Annotated in this window: 19 protein-coding genes; 9 read left to right on the top strand and 10 right to left on the bottom strand. The window is 62.0% G+C overall.

Going from position 1 to position 18,245, the window contains the following annotated elements; translation table 11 throughout:
* The 5 genes from mnmC to BFP89_RS24110 all read left to right on the top strand — a co-directional run.
* Positions 1 to 1,191: bifunctional tRNA (5-methylaminomethyl-2-thiouridine)(34)-methyltransferase MnmD/FAD-dependent 5-carboxymethylaminomethyl-2-thiouridine(34) oxidoreductase MnmC (mnmC, locus tag BFP89_RS24130; RefSeq protein ID WP_083208141.1), on the top strand; the 1,191-nt coding region annotated here is incomplete at its 5' end.
* A 133-nt stretch (positions 1,192 to 1,324) separates the two neighbouring features.
* Positions 1,325 to 3,097: an N-acetylglutaminylglutamine amidotransferase gene (locus BFP89_RS24125; protein WP_065887977.1), complete on the top strand. Its 1,773-nt coding sequence runs from the start codon at positions 1,325 to 1,327 to the stop codon at positions 3,095 to 3,097.
* A 3-nt stretch (positions 3,098 to 3,100) separates the two neighbouring features.
* The gene (gene ngg, locus BFP89_RS24120; RefSeq protein ID WP_065887976.1) at positions 3,101 to 4,846 is read left to right on the top strand and encodes an N-acetylglutaminylglutamine synthetase; all 1,746 of its coding nucleotides are present in this window, start codon (positions 3,101 to 3,103) and stop codon (positions 4,844 to 4,846) included.
* A 171-nt stretch (positions 4,847 to 5,017) separates the two neighbouring features.
* Positions 5,018 to 6,217: an osmoprotectant NAGGN system M42 family peptidase gene (locus tag BFP89_RS24115; protein WP_065887975.1), complete on the top strand. Its 1,200-nt coding sequence runs from the start codon at positions 5,018 to 5,020 to the stop codon at positions 6,215 to 6,217.
* A 75-nt stretch (positions 6,218 to 6,292) separates the two neighbouring features.
* The gene (locus BFP89_RS24110; RefSeq protein ID WP_065887974.1) at positions 6,293 to 6,520 is read left to right on the top strand and encodes a YheU family protein; all 228 of its coding nucleotides are present in this window, start codon (positions 6,293 to 6,295) and stop codon (positions 6,518 to 6,520) included.
* Positions 6,521 to 6,528: 8 nt separating this feature from the next.
* On the opposite strand, the gene csrA is transcribed toward BFP89_RS24110, so the two are convergent.
* Together csrA and BFP89_RS24100 are read right to left on the bottom strand one after the other, a co-directional pair.
* Positions 6,529 to 6,732, bottom strand: a complete 204-nt coding sequence (gene csrA, locus BFP89_RS24105; protein WP_065887973.1) for a carbon storage regulator CsrA — start codon at positions 6,730 to 6,732, stop codon at positions 6,529 to 6,531.
* A gap of 128 nt (positions 6,733 to 6,860) precedes the next feature.
* Positions 6,861 to 7,676, bottom strand: coding sequence for an SDR family oxidoreductase (locus BFP89_RS24100; protein WP_065887972.1), 816 nt, complete (start codon positions 7,674 to 7,676; stop codon positions 6,861 to 6,863).
* Positions 7,677 to 8,005: 329 nt separating this feature from the next.
* On the opposite strand from BFP89_RS24100, the gene BFP89_RS24095 reads away from it, so the two are divergent.
* Positions 8,006 to 8,158 (top strand): DUF3309 family protein, encoded by a 153-nt coding sequence (locus tag BFP89_RS24095; RefSeq protein WP_003192767.1) that lies wholly within the window; start codon positions 8,006 to 8,008, stop codon positions 8,156 to 8,158.
* 64 nt (positions 8,159 to 8,222) lie between these two features.
* On the opposite strand, the gene BFP89_RS24090 is transcribed toward BFP89_RS24095, so the two are convergent.
* The 4 genes from BFP89_RS24090 to BFP89_RS24075 all read right to left on the bottom strand — a co-directional run bounded on the left by BFP89_RS24090 (position 8,223) and on the right by BFP89_RS24075 (position 12,053).
* Complete coding sequence (locus tag BFP89_RS24090; RefSeq protein ID WP_065887971.1) at positions 8,223 to 10,310, bottom strand: LTA synthase family protein; 2,088 nt, start codon at positions 10,308 to 10,310, stop codon at positions 8,223 to 8,225.
* A 395-nt stretch (positions 10,311 to 10,705) separates the two neighbouring features.
* Positions 10,706 to 10,897 (bottom strand): PLDc N-terminal domain-containing protein, encoded by a 192-nt coding sequence (locus tag BFP89_RS24085; RefSeq protein ID WP_003172956.1) that lies wholly within the window; start codon positions 10,895 to 10,897, stop codon positions 10,706 to 10,708.
* 68 nt (positions 10,898 to 10,965) lie between these two features.
* Positions 10,966 to 11,496, bottom strand: a complete 531-nt coding sequence (locus BFP89_RS24080; RefSeq protein WP_065887970.1) for a hypothetical protein — start codon at positions 11,494 to 11,496, stop codon at positions 10,966 to 10,968.
* Between the two features lie 41 nt (positions 11,497 to 11,537).
* Positions 11,538 to 12,053 (bottom strand): ankyrin repeat domain-containing protein, encoded by a 516-nt coding sequence (locus BFP89_RS24075; RefSeq protein WP_065887969.1) that lies wholly within the window; start codon positions 12,051 to 12,053, stop codon positions 11,538 to 11,540.
* Between the two features lie 374 nt (positions 12,054 to 12,427).
* Here BFP89_RS24075 and BFP89_RS24070 point away from each other — a divergent pair, with 374 nt between their 5' ends.
* Positions 12,428 to 12,706, top strand: coding sequence for a DUF3509 domain-containing protein (locus BFP89_RS24070; protein WP_003172952.1), 279 nt, complete (start codon positions 12,428 to 12,430; stop codon positions 12,704 to 12,706).
* Positions 12,707 to 12,765: 59 nt separating this feature from the next.
* Here the strand turns inward: BFP89_RS24070 and BFP89_RS24065 are convergent, their stop codons facing one another.
* The 4 genes from BFP89_RS24065 to aroC all read right to left on the bottom strand — a co-directional run bounded on the left by BFP89_RS24065 (position 12,766) and on the right by aroC (position 16,030).
* The gene (locus BFP89_RS24065; RefSeq protein WP_065887968.1) at positions 12,766 to 13,035 is read right to left on the bottom strand and encodes a response regulator transcription factor; all 270 of its coding nucleotides are present in this window, start codon (positions 13,033 to 13,035) and stop codon (positions 12,766 to 12,768) included.
* Positions 13,036 to 13,243: 208 nt separating this feature from the next.
* Positions 13,244 to 13,771, bottom strand: a complete 528-nt coding sequence (locus BFP89_RS24060; RefSeq protein WP_065887967.1) for an acireductone dioxygenase — start codon at positions 13,769 to 13,771, stop codon at positions 13,244 to 13,246.
* The gene (locus BFP89_RS24055) at positions 13,768 to 14,928 is read right to left on the bottom strand and encodes an MFS transporter (RefSeq protein WP_065887966.1); all 1,161 of its coding nucleotides are present in this window, start codon (positions 14,926 to 14,928) and stop codon (positions 13,768 to 13,770) included. Before BFP89_RS24055 ends, BFP89_RS24060 begins: the two co-directional genes overlap by 4 nt.
* Positions 14,929 to 14,938: 10 nt before the next feature.
* A complete protein-coding gene (aroC, locus tag BFP89_RS24050; RefSeq protein WP_065887965.1) occupies positions 14,939 to 16,030 on the bottom strand; it encodes a chorismate synthase in 1,092 nt (363 codons plus the stop codon).
* 143 nt (positions 16,031 to 16,173) lie between these two features.
* On the opposite strand from aroC, the gene BFP89_RS24045 reads away from it, so the two are divergent.
* Both BFP89_RS24045 and BFP89_RS24040 read left to right on the top strand, forming a co-directional pair.
* Positions 16,174 to 17,136: an alpha/beta hydrolase gene (locus BFP89_RS24045; protein WP_065887964.1), complete on the top strand. Its 963-nt coding sequence runs from the start codon at positions 16,174 to 16,176 to the stop codon at positions 17,134 to 17,136.
* 99 nt (positions 17,137 to 17,235) lie between these two features.
* Entirely contained in the window at positions 17,236 to 18,039 is an 804-nt protein-coding gene (locus BFP89_RS24040; RefSeq protein ID WP_065887963.1) for a hypothetical protein, read from the top strand.
* Positions 18,040 to 18,245: the final 206 nt, after the last annotated feature.

Here is an 18,245-nt window from a genome sequence, read left to right as displayed (position 1 = left end):
GGTTGCGCCACGGCAGCCAGCCTGGCGGCGCGGGGTTGGCGGGTCAGCTTGCTGGAACGGCATGCCGGCCTGGCCGCAGAGGCCTCCGGCAATCCCCAGGGCGTGCTGTACCTGAAGCTCTCAGCGCACGGAACGGCACTGTCCCAACTGATACTCAGCGGCTTCGGGCATACCCGGCGCCTGCTCGAACAGCTGCACCGTGGCGTCGACTGGGACGACTGCGGCGTGTTGCAACTGGCGTTCGACGCCAAAGAAGGCGAGCGCCAGGCCCAACTGGCGGCAGCCTTTCCCCCAGCACTGTTGCACTTGGTCGATCGCGATCAGGCCCGGCAATGCGCCGGGATCGACGTGGCCCAGGGCGGTCTGTTTTTCCCCGAGGGCGGCTGGGTGCACCCACCGTCGCTCTGCCAGTGGCAGGCAACGCACCCCTTGATCAACGTGCTCACCCACCGCGAGGTGCTTGAGCTCGACCGAGTGGATGACCAATGGTGCGCGCGCGACGGTGATCGGCTACTGGCCAGTGCCAGCGTGGTCGTGCTCGCCGGGGCTGCCGAGATCAAGCGCTTCGCACCCAGCGCCGACTTGCCGCTCAAGCGCATCCGCGGGCAAATCACCTGCCTGGCGCAGACGCCGGCAAGCCGGGCGCTGGCCACCGTGGTGTGCGCTGAAGGTTACGTCGCACCGGCCCGCCTGGGCGAACATACCCTGGGCGCCAGTTTCGATTTCAATAATCAGGACCTCACCCCCACCAGCGCCGAACATGCCGGTAACCTGGAGAGGCTGCGCGAGATTTCCGAGGACCTGCTGCAACGCCTGGACGCCGACACCGTGGCACCGGAACACTTGCAGGGCCGCGCGGCCTTTCGTTGCACCAGCCCCGACTACCTGCCGATCGTCGGCCCGTTGGCCGACCTTGAGGCCTTTGCACAGGTGTACGCCGCACTGGGCAAAGACGCCCGGCAAGTGCCAGACCTACCCTGCCCGTGGTTGCCGGGCCTGTACATCAACAGCGGGCACGGCTCACGCGGCCTGGTCACCGCGCCACTGTGCGGCGAACTGCTGGCAGCCTGGCTCTGTGACGAACCACTGCCCTTGCCGAGCGCGGTGGCCGAGGCCTGTCATCCCAATCGATTTGCCCTGCGCGCCCTGGTTCGCGGCCAATCACAGGCCTCTAAAGTGCAGGCCGGATGACCTCATGGCAGTTTGCTTTATAACTTATTGATCTAAAACTCCACGCATAGCGCTGGGTCAGTTTCTGGGTACGCGCCCTTCAAGGCGTATTGAGTATTGACCCCTCCCCAACGGAAAAACCGGTAAGGAACTTATGTGTGGACTAGCTGGCGAGTTACGCTTTGATCATCAAGCTGCCGACCTGGCAGCCGTGGAACGCATCACGCATCACCTCGCCCCCCGTGGCCCCGACGCCTGGGGCTTTCACGCCCAGGGGCCGATTGCCCTGGGCCATCGCCGCCTGAAAATCATGGACCTGTCGGACGGCTCCGCGCAACCGATGGTCGACGCCCAACTGGGGCTGTCCCTGGCCTTCAATGGCGCGATCTACAACTTCCCGGAACTGCGCCAAGAACTGGAAGCCCTCGGCTACGCCTTCTATTCCGGCGGTGACACCGAAGTGCTGCTCAAGGGCTATCACGCCTGGGGCGAAGCGTTGCTGCCCAAGCTCAACGGCATGTTCGCGTTCGCCATCTGGGAGCGCGATGCGCAGCGTCTGTTCATCGCCCGTGACCGTCTCGGTGTGAAGCCTTTGTACCTGTCGCGCACCGGCCAGCGCCTGCGCTTTGCCTCGGCGTTGCCGGCGCTGCTCAAGGGCGGCGATATCAACCCGATCCTCGACCCGGTGGCGCTCAATCACTACCTCAACTTCCATGCCGTGGTGCCTGCACCGCGCACGCTGCTGGCAGGCATTGAAAAACTGCCGCCGGCGAGCTGGATGCGCATCGACGCCAGCGGCAAGACCGAACAGCACACCTGGTGGACCCTGCCCTACGGCCCCCATGAGGATGAAAAACACCTGACCCTGGAAGACTGGACCGATCGCGTGCTCGACAGCACCCGCGAAGCCGTCGCGATCCGCCAGCGCGCGGCTGTCGACGTTGGCGTGCTGCTCTCCGGTGGCGTCGACTCGAGCATGCTCGTCGGCCTGCTGCGTGAAGTGGGCGTCGAGGATCTGTCGACCTTCTCCATCGGCTTCGAAGACGCCGGCGGCGAGCGCGGCGACGAATTCCAGTATTCGGACCTGATCGCCAAGCACTATGGCACCCGTCACCACCAGTTGCGCATCGCCGAAAGCGAGATCATCGAGCAACTGCCGGCCGCGTTCCGCGCCATGAGCGAGCCGATGGTCAGTCATGACTGCATCGCCTTCTACCTGCTGTCGCGGGAAGTGGCCAAGCATTGCAAGGTGGTGCAGAGCGGCCAGGGTGCCGACGAGCTGTTCGCCGGTTACCACTGGTACCCTCAGGTGGACGGCGCCAGCGATCCGTATGCGGCTTATCGCGATGCCTTTTTCGACCGCAGCTACGACGACTATGCCGCCACCGTCGCGCCGAAATGGCTGACCGCCAACGACGCCGCCGGGGACTTCGTGCGCGAACACTTCGCGATGCCGGGGGCTGATGCCGCCGTCGACAAGGCCCTGCGCCTGGACAGCACGGTGATGCTGGTGGACGACCCGGTCAAGCGCGTCGACAACATGACCATGGCCTGGGGCCTGGAAGCGCGCACACCGTTCCTCGACTACCGCCTGGTGGAACTGTCGGCCCGCGTGCCGGGCAAGTTCAAGCTGCCCGACGGCGGCAAGCAGGTGCTCAAGGAGGCCGCGCGCCGGGTGATCCCCAGCGAAGTGATCGACCGCAAGAAAGGCTACTTCCCGGTGCCGGGCCTCAAGCATTTGCAAGGCGACACCCTGAACTGGGTGCGCGAGCTGCTGCTGGACCCGAGCCAGGACCGTGGCCTGTTCAACCCCGCCATGCTCGACCGCCTGCTGACGGACCCACAAGGCCAATTGACGCCGTTGCGCGGCTCCAAGCTGTGGCAACTGGCGGCGCTGAACCTGTGGCTCAGCGAACAAGGAATCTGATCAATGAAACCTAACGCCGCGGCGTACAGCCAACGCTTGCTCAAGGGCCAGGCGCCGACCTACGAGCGCCTCCAGGCCCGGCTGGCCGAAGACGGCAGCGCGCAAGGCCCCGAACCGATTGCCGTGCATTGCGGTTGGGGGCGTTTGTTGATCGGGCACACCTTCCCCGACCCCGCCAGCCTTGCCCAGGAACTGCTCAACGAACAACCCGGCGAGCGCGATATCGCGCTGTATGTGGCCGCGCCCCAGCAGATTCTCGGCATCGATCCGCAGCAGTTGTTCCTCGATCCCTCGGACACCCTGCGCCTGTGGTTCAGCGACTACCGCCCCGCTACCCGTGTGTTTCGTGGCTTTCGTATCCGCCGCGTGCAGAACGAAGCCGACTGGCAGGCGGTGAACCTGCTCTATCAGGGCCGCGGCATGCTGCCCATTGACGCCGAACGCCTGACGCCGCGCCATCAAGGCGGCCCGGTGTACTGGCTGGCCGAAGATGAGGACAGCGGCGCGGTCATCGGCAGCGTCATGGGCCTGAACCATCAGAAAGCGTTCCATGACCCGGAAAACGGTTGCAGCCTGTGGTGCCTGGCGGTAGACCCGCAATGCACCCGGCCCGGCGTGGGTGAGGTGCTGGTGCGCCACCTGGTGGAACACTTCATGAGCCGAGGCTTGAGCTATCTGGACCTGTCGGTGTTGCACGATAACCGTCAGGCCAAGAGCCTCTACGCCAAGTTGGGCTTCCGTGCGTTGAACACCTTCGCCATCAAGCACAAGAACGGCATCAACCAGCCGCTGTTTCTCGGCCCCGGGCCGCAGGCGGGGTTCAATCCTTATGCACGGATCATTGTCGAAGAAGCCCATCGACGGGGCATCGACGTGCAGGTGGATGATGCCGATGCCGGCCTGTTCACCCTCAGTCACGGCGGGCGCCGCGTGCGCTGCCGCGAGTCGCTGAGCGACCTGACCAGTGCCATCAGCATGACGTTGTGCCAGGACAAGAGCCTGACCCACAAGGTGCTCAAGGCCGCCGGCTTGAAGTTGCCGGCGCAGCAATTGGCGGGCAGTGCCGACGACAACCTGGAGTTTCTCGACGAACATCAACGTATCGTGGTCAAGCCGCTCGATGGCGAGCAGGGCCAGGGCGTGGCGGTGGATTTGCACACGTTCGAGGAAGTGCAGCAAGCCATCGACGCGGCGCGCCAGTTCGACAGCCGCGTGCTGCTCGAGAGCTTCCACGAGGGCCTGGACCTGCGCATCCTGGTGATTGGCTTCGAAGTGGTCGCCGCGGCGATCCGCCGCCCTGCCGAAGTGATGGGTGACGGTCAGCATTCGATTCGCGCCTTGATCGAGGCGCAAAGCCGTCGTCGTCAGGCCGCCACCGATGGCGAAAGCAAGATCCCCCTTGACGCGGAAACCGAACGCACCCTCAAGGCCGCCGGCTACGACTACGACAGCGTCCTGCCCCGTGGCGTGCAACTGGCCGTGCGCCGCACCGCCAACCTGCACACCGGCGGGTGCCTGGAGGATGTCACGGCCATTTTGCATCCGACCCTGGTAGATGCCGCTGTGCGTGCAGCCCGCGCCCTGGATATTCCCATGGTCGGCCTGGACCTGATGGTGCCCGCCGCCGATCAGCCCGAATACGTCTTCATTGAAGCCAATGAACGGGCCGGCCTTGCCAACCATGAACCGCAACCGACCGCTGAGAAGTTTGTGGATTTGTTGTTTCCACACAGTCAGCCGGCCGCTTGAGGAATGTGTTGAATGTGAAACCGCTATCGGGGGCAAGCCCCCTCCCACATTTGACGGTGTTCACCTATCAAAGGTGGGAGGGGGCTTGCCCCCGATGAAGCCGGTGAAGGCAACGACATTCCCCCTTACCTCATCGAAACCATCGATGCCCTCAACTCATCAGGAGTTTCCATGACTCGAACCATTCCCGAACCCGATCTCGCTTACCTGCAAAAAGTGCTGCTGGAAATGCTCGCCATTCCCAGCCCCACCGGCTTCACCGACACCATCGTGCGCTATGTCGCCGAACGCCTGGAAGAGCTCGGTATCCCGTTTGAAATGACCCGGCGCGGCACGATTCGCGCGACCCTCAAGGGCCAGAAAAACAGCCCTGACCGCGCCGTCTCCGCGCACCTGGACACCATAGGCGCCGCCGTGCGCGCCATCAAGGACAACGGCCGCCTGACACTGGCGCCGGTCGGCTGCTGGTCAAGCCGCTTTGCCGAAGGCAGCCGTGTCAGCCTGTTCACCGACAATGGCGTGATCCGCGGCAGCGTGCTGCCACTGATGGCCTCCGGGCACGCGTTCAACACCGCCGTGGATGAAATGCCGGTGAGCTGGGACCACGTGGAACTGCGCCTGGACGCCTACTGCGCGACCCGTGCCGATTGCGATTCCCTGGGGATCAGTGTCGGTGACTACGTGGCATTCGACCCACTGCCGGAGTTCACCGAAAGCGGCCACATCAGCGCACGTCACCTGGACGACAAGGCCGGCGTCGCGGCCCTGCTCGCTGCGCTCAAGGCCATTATCGACAGCGGCGAACCGCTGCTCATCGACTGCCACCCGCTGTTCACCATCACCGAGGAAACCGGCAGCGGTGCCGCCGCCGCCCTGCCCTGGGATGTGAGTGAGTTCGTCGGCATCGACATCGCCCCGGTCGCTCCGGGCCAGCACTCCAGCGAGCACGCGGTGAGCGTGGCGATGCAGGATTCCGGTGGACCGTACGACTATCACCTGTCACGGCATCTGCTGCGCCTGGCGGCGGACAACGACCTGCCGGTACGCCGCGATCTGTTCCGCTATTACTTCAGCGATGCGCATTCGGCGGTCACCGCCGGGCATGACATTCGCACCGCCCTGCTGGCGTTCGGTTGCGATGCCACCCACGGTTACGAGCGCACCCATATCGACAGCCTGGCGGCACTGAGTCGACTGCTCGGCGCCTATATTCTCAGCCCACCGGTATTCGCCAGCGACGCGCAACCGGCACAAGGCTCCCTGGACCGCTTCAGCCATCAGATCGAACATGAGACGCAGATGGAGAGCGATACCCGGGTGCCGTCGGTGGACAGCCTGGTCGGGAACAAGTCCGATACGGGCAACAGCTGACCCTTGCAGCGCCCGACACTGGCAACAAAAGTCCCGGCACAGTAGCATCGCCGGGACTTGACCTCCGAGGCTTATATGCTGATCCCCTACGACGCGCTTGAAGTCGACACCCTGACCCGCCTCATCGAGGATTTCGTCACCCGCGACGGCACCGACAATGGCGACGACACACCGCTGGAAACCCGGGTACTGCGCGTACGTCAGGCACTGACCAAAAGCCAGGCGCTGATTGTGTTCGACCCGGAAAGCGAGCAGTGCCAACTGATGCTCAAGCACGACGTGCCCAAGCACCTGTTTGATTGACGGTGACGCTACGGGTTGGGCACCGGCACGGGATAGGCGGCACTCGCCTGGCGCTCGAGGATTTTGCGATACACCTCGGCGCGATGCACGCTGACGCCTGCCGGCGCTGCGATGCCGAACTTCACGTGGTTGGCACTGACTTCAAGAATGTGCAAGGCGATATCATCGCCGATGGAAATGCTTTCGCCCAAGGCGCGGCTCAAGACCAGCATGGCGGTTGTCCTTTTTCGAATGTCAGGACCCCGACCATGCTTGTTTGTGGCCTAACCAGCAATGGCTCGCGGCCAAATCAGGCATCACCTACAGGCATAGGTAATTTGCCTGACAGACCCCCCCCCTATCAGCCCTTTATGGCCTGCGCCTTGGCGCGCATCTTGTCAGCCATCTGCGTCATCTCGTCATAGAGCAACTGCGGGTTTTTCTGTTTGAGTGTCCACGCCATTCGCCCCTGCTCGTGGGGCAGAATCATGAACTCGCCCGCACTCACGCGCTGATGGATATAGTCGGCGATGTCCGTCGCCGAGATCGGCGAACTCTCGAGCAACTTGCCCACCTGCGCTTTCATTGCCGGGGTCGGCCCGCGAAATGAATCAAGCAGGTTGGTCTGGAAAAACGACGGGCACACCACATGCACGCCGATTTCCTGCTGCTTGAGTTCCACCAGCAGGCTTTCCGACAGCGCCACCACACCGGCCTTGGCCACATTGTAGTTACTCATGGCCGGGCCCTGCATCAATGCGGCCATCGAGGCGATGTTGATGATACGGCCCTTGCTCTTTTCCAGCAGCGGCAGGAACGCCTTGCAGCCCTTGACCACGCCCATCAGGTTGATTGCGATCTGCCAGTCCCAATCCTCGAGCGACAGCTCGGCAAAGAACCCGCCGGACGCCACGCCCGCGTTATTGACGATCACATCGATGCCGCCAAGCTTCACTTCGCACGCCTGCGCCAACGCAGTGAGCTGGCTGTAGTCACGCACATCGCAGCGCTGGATGAAACCGTCGCCACCGGCGTCGCGCACCAACCTCAGGGTTTCCTGCAAGCCCGGCTCGCTGACATCCGACAAGGCCAGCCGCCAACCCTCACGGGCCCAGCGCAGTGCAATTTCACGACCCAGACCGGACCCGGCGCCCGTGATCATCATGCGGTTTTGCATAGGAAGTAGCCTTGTGGTTCACCATGGAAGTGATCGGCAGTGTAGCGAAGGTTCCTGCCGCGCCCACGCACCATCAGAATGATGAATGCCCCAGGCAAACCGCGGACTCGGTCGGATACTTGCGTATAGCCTGAGTTCAATCTTTTTCAACTAACGTTGCGTAGTTGCGGGCGTGTTAAAAGAAATAAGCGAGCAAGCGAAATGCTTTAAAAAAATACTGAATTTTTTATCAGGCGGCAGAGTCGGAGTTGATAAGCCGTCCATTATCAGATGGACGAGACTCCCGCTGAATAACCGGTCTTTACAGAAGGCCTATAAGGAATAAAACCATGAGCCTGATTCTGATCATTATCCTGATTCTCCTGTTGGTGGGTGGCCTGCCGGTGTTCCCGCACTCGCGTAACTGGGGTTATGGCCCGTCGGGTATCCTGGGTGTGGTGCTGGTAGTTCTGCTGGTGCTGTTGTTGCTCGGCAAGATATAAGCCCCTTCCAAGGGTAAAAAAAAGAGGCCTCAATGAGGCCTCTTTTTTATTGCCGGTTTGTTAGTTAGTCCGGCTTGCCGTCCACCACACCTGCGGTGTTATCCAACAGGCTCTTGGTCGCGGTTTGCAGGAACGACTCAAGTTTCTGCTTGAGCGCCGCTTCGTCCGGCGACTCGGCAATGACCTTGCCGGTCGGGTTGGCGCCCAGTTCGTATTGCCACAACTTCGGTGGCATTTCCTTGGGTAGCACCAGTACGCGGTCAGCCGTCAGCAAGGCGACGGTCTGGTCGCTGCCCGATGGCTTGATCACGCCGAAGCCCTTGTCGCCTTCCGGCAGGTTCAGCAGGTCACGGCCCCAGCACTGGTGCAGGGTGTCACCGCCGAGGCGACCCATGATGGTCGGGACGATATCGATCTGGGTGCCCACGGTGTGGTCACGCTCGCCGAACTTTTCCTGCATGCCCGGCGCGATCATCAGCATCGGCACGTTGAAACGGCCCAGGTCCATCTCGGTGATCTGTTGCTCGTTGCCGAAGCCGTGGTCGCCCACCACCACAAACAGGGTTTCCTTGAAGTACGGCTCCTTGCGGGCCTTCTCGAAGAACTGGCCCAACGCCCAGTCGGAGTAACGCATGGCCGTCAAATGCTCGTTGAGGCTGCCACGGTCGGTGACCGGCTCAACCGGCAACGGCGTCGGCAACGCGTACGGTGTGTGGTTGGACAGGGTTTGCAGCAGTGCGTAGAACGGCTTGCCGCCTTCGCGGGCCTTCAGTTCTTCCAGGCCACGGTTGAACATGTCCTGGTCGGACACGCCCCAGGTCGGGTCGGAAAACACCGGATCGACGAAGTCGTTGCGGCCGATGAAGTTGGTCATGCCCTGGTTGCTGAAGAAGCCCGACTGGTTGTCCCAGGCAAAGTCGCCGTTATAGACGTACACGTCGTCGAAATCACGTGCGCTGAGCAACTGCGGCAGGCCCGACAGCTTGTGGCTGCCTTCGGGGGTCTGCATCAGGTATTCGAAGCCCGGCAGGTTCGGGAAGCACGCCATGGTGGCGAACATACCCTGGTGGGTGTGGGTGCCGTTGGAGAAGAAGCGATCGAACAGCAGGCCTTCCTTGGACAACTTGTCGAAGTACGGCGTGATGTTGCCTGGACGGCCCAGGGCGCCCACCGAGTGACCGGCGAAGCTCTCCATCAGGATCACGACCACGTTCTTGATCGGCAGGGTCTTCTCGGCCGGCGGCGTGAAATCACGGCGCACGGCGGCGGTGTCGGTATCCACCAGCTTCTCGCTCGGCAGCACCAGCATGTCACGCACGGTCTGGGTGGCCAGCGGTTGTTCCAGGGTGGCTTTCCAGACGTTGTCGCGATGCGCGGAGAAACGCGCCTTGGCCGCGCCGATCAACGACAGCGTACCGTTAAGGCCCAACTGGTTGGCGAAGTTCGAGTCGGTGGTGTACACGTCGCCCCAACGCAACGGCGGACCCTGGCGCAGGGTGCCACGGATGGCGACCACGGCGACCAGCAGGCACACCACGAACACCGCAATGCGGCTGTACCACGGCGCCACCTGGCGCGTACCGATGCTGCCGCCACTGAACGGGCCACGCGGGCGCGTTGCACGGTCGGCGCCCTTGAAGGCCATGCTCAGGATCAGCGTGCCCACGGCCCAGGCCAACAGGTAGCGCACCACCGGGAAGCCATACCAGAGCATGCTCACCACGGTTTTCGGATCTTCCTTCACATACTGGAAGACCAAACCGTTGAGGCGCTGGTGGAACTCGCGATAGAAGTCCATCTCCATCAGGCCCAGGAACAGCGCAATGCTGGAGGCAACGGTCAGCCACAACCGGAAAAACCCGCGCGCCGCCATGGCCCGGACGCTGAACAAGGCCAACAGCAGCGGGACCAGCAGGTACATCACCAGGCGGATATCCAGGCGCAGGCCGTTGGCGAACGCTTCCAGGAAGGTCGAGGCGGGTGTGTCGAGGATCATCTCGCGGTTGTAGACCAGCAACGCCAGGCGCAGCAGGGAGAACATCACCATCATGACCAGTGCGCAGAGCAGCGTGTATGCCAGATGGGATTTGACGGTCGGTTGCAGCAGGCGATTTGAAGCTCGCTGCTGATTCAGGGCGTCCGGGTTTGCCATGTCGTTTTAGGACCCATTGGAAGTTGAAGTTGCGAAATTAATGCAGTGGCGTCCGCCCTCGCCCAGGCTGGCCGGGGTGGGTGGTTAACGCGGTGGCGCAAATGGTGCCCGATCAAGGCCGGCAAGGCTATTAATTACTGAACGTGCGAGCTCGCCACCGCTTTAAATGCCCCAGGGATTGGGGCCCTGGCAGAGGAACAAAGCGGGCGAATTGTCTTGGACGGGATGTGAAAATTTCGTGCAGCGAATACTTTCGACACACAAATTCAGCGGGGGTAGGCAAAACCGGCAAAACCAATGTGGGAGGGGGCTTACCCCCGATAGCGGAGGGTCAGCAACAGATACAGTGCTGACCCACCGCTAATCGGGGGCAAGCCCCCTCCCACAGTACGGTGTTAGATCCGCACGTTACCGCGCGGCCCGGCGATGGCCCAGATGATCAGGCCCAGTACCGGCAGCAGCAGGATCAACAGAATCCACAACACCTTGGCGCCCGTGCTCGCGCCGCTTTTGAACACGTTGATGATCGCCCAGATATCCAGCGCGAGGATGATCAGGCCAATCAGGCCGTTGAAAGTTGAACCCATGGTGTCGCTCCTAAGTGTGGGGGCATGCCCTTGTAGGATAGTCAGCCCTGACGGGGGTTCCGTATTATTTAAACGTGAACGGCAATCTTCAGGGCTTCCAGCGACGGCTCAGCCTTGATACCGACCTCGGCGCACAGTTCCAGCACCCGCGACAGGTCGTTGCCGAACACCAGGACGGCCTGGATTTCGTCATCAAGCAGTTGGCTGAAGTTGAGCAGCACATAGCCACCGTCTTCCGGGCTCAGGGCGCTCATCTGGATCTGGATGCGATTGAGCGCGGTCAGGTCTTCGGTCTTGGCCAATTGCTTGGGCTTGAGGTTGAACGCCACGCCCGGACCGAACGAGGCAACGATCTGCGCAAACAGGTCAGCGTAAGTGTCGGCCTGGAACAGCACAGTGTCCGGCAGGCTGCCGACCACCACCCACTCCCCCAACGGAATCGGGAAGCTGTCGTCGTAGTTGATATCCGGATTGGCCGCCAGAAAAGCCGCAGGATCCGCGTAGGCCTGAGCTGCTTCATCGGCGATACGCGCTACCTCGTCCGCCCCCATGACACCGCTGCTGATTTTGCTGATGAGTTCGACGAGAGCGGTTTTCATGGGCGGGTCCTGTGGCGGGCGGGTTTTCGAGGGCGCGTAGCCTACACCAGTTTTTGCAACAGCGCCGCCGTATCCACTGCCCCCATGGTCTGCGCCGCCGCCAGCGCCGTCGCGCCCTGGGCATCGGTGGCCTTGGGGTTGGCGCCCTGGCCGAGCAGGTAGTCGAGCATTTCGACACGGTTGAACATGGCCGCCATCATCAACGCCGTGCGCCCATCCGAAGACGCCGCTTCAACCGGGGTGCCGCCTTCGATCAGCGCCTTGACCACCGCCAGGTGGCCCTTGAATGCCGCACCGGCAATCGGCAGTTGGTTCTTGTCGTTGGCGATCAGGGGGTCGGCCTTGAACTCCAGCAGCACTTTTACCGCCTCGGCGTGGCCGTGGTAGGCGGCGAGCATCAACAGCGTGTCGCCGTTGTGGTTACGAAAGTTGGCCGGCAGACCTTTGGCCAACAGCGCCGCGAGCATGGCGGCATCGCCCTTGCGGGCGACGTCGAAGACCTGCTCGGCAAATTCGGCGGCTTCGTCTTCGGTCATTTGTTGGGGCTGGGTCGACATAGTAGGGCTCCTTTCTGATGCTTTATATGGCGCCCAGTGTCGCGATGGAGTTCCCCGCTGTCATGGCTTTTTTGTCAAAAGCGCCCATAGGCAGAATCAATAGGGAAAGCCCGGCCGCCGGCCGGATGGAATTTATCCCGCAAGCATGGGGTCTGAGTCGTTAGGAAAAGAGCATCTGCGCGCAGGAATTAACCGCCTGGATAACGCAAAATGCAGGATGCACGATGGCCTTTCATGCAAATTGCACGAAAACGAAAATCTTCATGATTTGTAACTCACTGATTTATAAAGACTTTTTATAAGATTCAATACTGGCACAATCACTGCACCTATCTCTCCATGCTTGCCAACTTGAGCCAATGGAGCTGATAGACATGAGCCTGATCCAAGATAAATTCGCTTCGGTATTTTCCAACTACGACGTCACCACCCAACCACGTCCAGACGGCGGCATTCTGTTGACCCTGCGTAACAGCGAAGGCAAACAGGTCAAGCGCTCGATCTCGTATCAGCAGCTGCACACCGCCGACCAACTGACCTGGGTCATCAGCGCCATCCGCCGCGACCTGGCCGAACAAGCCAGTGAGCTGCCGCAAATTTCGATGCTGCAAAGCCAGAACCGCTTTGCCTTGCCGACTTACCATTCGGCATAAGCGCCACCGTAAAAGAAGGGCCGCAACGCCGTTGAGCGTCGCGGCCCTTTTTTATGCCATCAGCACAGTCCCTGACGCGTCGCCTCATTCATGGCCTGCACCCGGTTATTCACATCGAGCTTGCCGTAGATATTGCGCAGATGGAATTTAACCGTGGCCTCCGAGGTGCAGCGAATCCTGCTCATCTCCCAAATGGTCTTGCCCTCGGAGGCCCATCGCAGAATCTCCAGTTCCGTCCGGGTGAGGGGTTTGCCGAGCAGACTCAAGCGTCTTCTGATGGCCGTCGGCACGATTTCCAACGGGTGAGACATCTCCTCTGGGCGACTCATTGCTCTCTCCTTTTTATATGCCGATGCGCTGTCACCCTTCGGATTCTTCCTATTGACAGGCGCCGTGAACATTGAACAAAGCGAGAGTTACACAACCTGAGCAATGAGAGGGCAAGGCCGAGGCTAAACAGCCAAGCCCTACATGGAATTAGGCTTCTTCCCACAGCAAATTCCAACTTGCCCGGGTTGAACATTTAAAAGATTTGTCTTAGTCGTCCAATTTGCCAGCGTCACGGGCGATGTCACTGCCGGTCAACGTCGGCACCGCGCCCTCGACGGTGTTGAACAAATGCAGCATCACACAATAAGGATGCTCGCCCATGTCGAACCAATGGGGCATCTCGGCAGGCACGATCAGCAGATCGCTCTTCTCACACCGCACGCCGTAGACATACTCGCCAATGCGCAACGAGCACAGCCCCTGGCCAGCGATGAAGAATCGCGCCTGGTCTTCAGCGCAGGTGTGCTCATCCAGGCGTTCGGCCTGCAGCACTTCTTTGGAGTCAGCACCGGTCATGCTGAGCACCTCGGCACGCGCGTAGCCAAGCGCGTCGATCTGCGGCTGATACGCCGCAATCAGTTGCGCCTCGTCGGCGCCCTTTTCGAGTGTCCCGGGCTGCCAGCGTGCAAAGCGCACGCCGTGTTCGGCCAGGGTCGACTGAATGTCGTCGAAGTGGGTCAGCACTTTGTTCGGGGTGCCCGGTGTAGCGAGGTCATAGACGGCGACATAGCTCATTGCACGGTTCCTTGGTTGGGCTCTTGCAATCGAAGGCCAATGATAACGGCGGCAGCCAGGGCCGCGATGCTGGCAATACTGAACGTCAGCGTGGGACCCAGCAGGTTCCAGCTGTAACCGGCATACAGCGCACCCAGCGCACCGCCGGTGCCGGCCAGCGCAGCGTAAAGCGCCTGGCCCTGGCCTTGCTGGCGATCACCGAAACTGCGCTGCACGAAGGCGATGGCCGCCGCATGGAAACTGCCGAACGTGGCGGCATGCAGCACTTGCGCCAGCAGCAGCACCCAGAAAAATTCGGCAAATGCGCCGAGCAGCAGCCAGCGCAGCGCCGCCAGCAGGAAACTGGCCAGCAGCACCCGGCGCACCGAAAAGCGCGAAAGGATGCGACTCATGGCCAGGAACATCAACACCTCTGCCACCACCCCGAGGGCCCACAGCAAACCGATCACGCCACGGCTGTAGCCCAGGTGTTCAAGGTGCAGTGTGAGAAAGGTGTAATAGGGGCCATGGCTCATCTGCATCAGTGCCACACAGGCATAGAACGCCAGCACGCCGGGGTTGCGTAATTGCCGCACAAAGCCGTCCCCGGCCAGGCGTTGGCCGTGGCTGGCGGGCTGCGCATTCGGCACCCACAGGCTGGCGCCGATGATACCGGCCATGATCACCACGACCACCACCGGGTAGATGTCCACGCTCAGCCAGTCGAACAGCCGGCCCATGATCACGACGGTAAGGATAAAGCCGATGGAGCCCCACAGGCGGATCTGGCTGTAGCGCGCCGTCTGGCGTTGCAGATGAGCCAGGGTGATCACTTCGAACTGCGGCAGTACTGCATGCCAGAAGAACGCATGCAGGGCCATGACCAGGGCCAGCCAGGCGTAGGTCTTGCTGACGAAAATCAACGAGAAACTCAACAGCGTGCACACCGCGCCGAACCGCACGATGGCCAGGCGGCGGCCAGTGTAGTCGCCCAGCCAGCCCCAGAGGTTGGGCGCCACGCAACGCATCAGCATGGGGATGGCCACCAGCTCGCCAATACGCGCGCTGGAGAAGCCCAAGTGATCGAAATACAACGCCAGGAACGGCGCCGTCGCCCCGAGCAGGGCGAAGTAGAACAGGTAGAAACTGGAGAGGCGCCAATAAGGGAGGGCTGTCACTGTCAGCCCGTCACAGCTGGCCCAGCACCGGCGTACTCACCTGCACATCGGCATTTTGTCCACGGTTGCGCAGCAGGTGGTCCATCAGCACGATAGCCATCATCGCCTCGGCAATCGGTGTGGCGCGGATGCCGACGCACGGGTCGTGACGGCCCTTGGTAATCACGTCGACCGGGTTGCCGTGCACATCGATCGAGCGGCCCGGCGTGGTGATGCTCGATGTGGCCTTGAGCGCCAGATGCGCAACGATCGGCTGGCCCGAGGAGATGCCACCGAGGATACCGCCGGCGTTGTTGCTGAGAAACCCCTGCGGGGTCATCTCATCGCGATGCTCGGTGCCGCGCTGGGCCACGCAGGCGAAACCGGCACCGATTTCCACGCCCTTGACGGCGTTGATGCTCATCAGCGCGTGGGCCAGTTCGGCGTCGAGACGGTCGAAGATCGGCTCGCCCAGGCCCGGCTTCACGCCCTCGGCCACGACGGTGATCTTCGCACCGACCGAGTCCTGGTCGCGGCGCAACTGGTCCATGTAGGCTTCCAGCTCCGGCACCTTGTCCGGGTCGGGGCAGAAGAAGGCGTTGTCTTCGATGCTGTCCCAGGTCTTGAACGGGATTTCAATCGGACCGAGCTGGCTCATGTAGCCACGAATGACGATGCCCTGGGTCGCCAGGTATTTCTTGGCAATGGCACCGGCCGCCACGCGCATCGCGGTTTCACGGGCCGAACTGCGGCCGCCGCCACGGTAGTCGCGCTCGCCGTATTTGTGATGGTAGGTGTAGTCGGCGTGGGCCGGGCGGAACAGGTCCTTGATCGCCGAGTAGTCCTTGGACTTCTGGTCGGTATTACGGATCAGCAGGCCGATGGCGCAGCCGGTGGTGCGGCCTTCGAACACCCCGGAGAGAATCTCGACTTCGTCGGGTTCCTGGCGCTGGGTGGTATGGCGGCTGGTGCCGGGCTTGCGGCGGTCCAGATCACGCTGCAGGTCTTGCACAGACAGCTCAAGGCCGGGCGGGCAGCCGTCGACAATGGCGACCAACGCCGGACCATGGCTTTCGCCCGCGGTGGTGACTGTGAACAGCTTGCCGAAGGTGTTGCCGGACATGCGGAGCGCTCCGTGAAATCAGTTGAATCAAGTCAACCGTAATAACTTAAGGCGGCCAGTATACGCAGGCTAACCGACTAGTTCATCCTCGAAACCTTACCGGTAGACGTTGGTCCAACCGGCACCTCTCCAATGATGGCGCGATGATGCTGCGAGTTCTGCTGTTCACCCTCACCCTGTTTACCGTCGCGGCCCAGGCCGCCTCCCCCGTCGTGCTGCAACGGCCCATCAGCCTGGACACCGGCAGCGGCGAGCTGTTTGGCTCGCTGCTGTTGCCGCAGTCCGACCAACCCGTGCCGGTGGTGCTGATCATCGCCGGTTCAGGTCCCACCGACCGCAACGGCAACAGCGCCGACGGCGCGCGCAACGACAGCCTCAAGCGCCTGGCCTGGGTGCTCGCCCGGCACAATATCGCCAGCGTGCGCTATGACAAACGCGGCGTGGCCGCCAGCCTTGCCGCGACCCCGGATGAACGCAACCTGACCCTCGACGCCTACGTGGCCGACGCCGTGGCCTGGGGCAAGTCGCTCAAGGCTGACAAGCGCATGGGCCCGTTGATTGTGCTGGGCCACAGCGAAGGCGCGCTGGTTGCCGCCCTCGCTGCGCCGCAGTTGAATCCGGCCGGGGTGATTTCCTTGTCCGGCAGCGCCCGCCCGGTCGACCAGGTGATTCGCCAGCAACTGGCCGATCACCTGCCACCGGCGCTGTTGCTGCGCAGCAACGACATTCTCGACCACCTCAAGGCCGGCCAGGTGGATAACGATGTGCCGCGCCCACTGGAAGGTATTTTTCGACCCAGCGTGCAGCCCTATCTGATCAGCCTGTTTCGCGCCGATCCCTCGGCAGCCTTTGCGCGCTTGAGCATGCCGGCCCTGATCATCCAGGGCACCAATGACATACAGGTCGGCGTAGACGATGCCCGGCAATTGAAAAAGGCCAAGCCCGACGCAAAGTTGACCGTGATCGAAGGCATGAACCACGTGATGCGAATCGTGCCCAACAACGTCAAGCAGCAACTGGCGTCCTACAACGATCCGAAATTGCCCCTTGCGGCCGAGTTGGGCGAGCGGATAGTGCGCTTTATCGACGGACTTGCACCCCGTTAAGCGGCCATTGGCCTCCAGTCCTGGAGAAAACGGCCGATAAGCCCAGAGTCGACAGTAAAAAGACTGTCGGCTCGCAGGGCTTGGACAGGATCGCGCCGCATGACAACCACCGAAGCAACACCCGAACCCACCGCTGACATCCCGGCTGAAGCCGAGGCCGCCGCTGCGGCGGCGCTGCCTTGGGCGGACGTACACGCCGAACATTTCAAGATGCTGCGCCTCGCCCCGTTGGCCATCGACCGTGCGACCGGCGCGCGGCCCTTGCGGTTTGTACAGTTCGGTTACGCCGAGCGCCATGACTCTCATCACAGCCTGTTGCGCCTGGTCATCCAGTTGCCCGGCCAGCGCGTTCGGCGCGAGCAGAACACCCTGGATATCTGGGTGGACCACGATAAACATCGCGTGCACTTCGGCCCCGGCAGCAGCCTGGAAATCGAACCGGCCAACCGTGGCCTCGGCCGCTTCCTGGTGGCCCAGGCCGCCGCATGGGCCAAGAAGAAGTGGTCACACTACCGCGTCGATGGCGTCGACCTGGCCAACAAGGACGCGCTCAACGAAGCCACGCGCCTGCGCCGCGATCACTTCCTGCGCGTCCAGGGTTTTGACGTGGCCTATGCCGACGTGCAACACCTCAAGGGCAACGTACAGCCGGGCAAAGTCAGCGATGTGCTGGACAGCTGGAACACCGAGAAGGTGCAATTCGTGGAAATCCTCGAAGCTGCGCAGATGCTGCAACAGGCCGAGCAGAACCTGGCCGAGCAGGAAGTGAAGCTGCGCAAGGAAGAGGAAAAGGTGCTCAAGTTCAAACGCGAGGACAGCGGGCTGCGCTTTACCATCACCTGCCTGGTGGCATTTACCGTGTTTCAGGCGGGGCTGTTGATCTGGATTGCCACACACCGTTAACAGACTGGAATGCAATCAAATGTGGGAGGGGGCTTGCCCCCGATAGCCATAGGTATCGACACAACTCAGCAGCGCCCAACCGTAACCACGATGCGAAGCGAGTCGCTCGTGATCTTGATCTTGATCTGCTTTTGATCTTGATCTCAGGCGCCCCGTTAAACCACGCTGGCCGAACGCAGGCTTGAATCCGTGGGTAACCCGGCAGG

Source organism: Pseudomonas sp. 31 R 17 (assembly GCF_900004915.1).
GTDB classification, from domain to species: domain Bacteria; phylum Pseudomonadota; class Gammaproteobacteria; order Pseudomonadales; family Pseudomonadaceae; genus Aquipseudomonas; species Aquipseudomonas orientalis_A.
The sequence above is the reverse complement of the archived record's forward strand: the minus strand, read 5'-3'. Positions and strand labels throughout refer to the sequence as shown.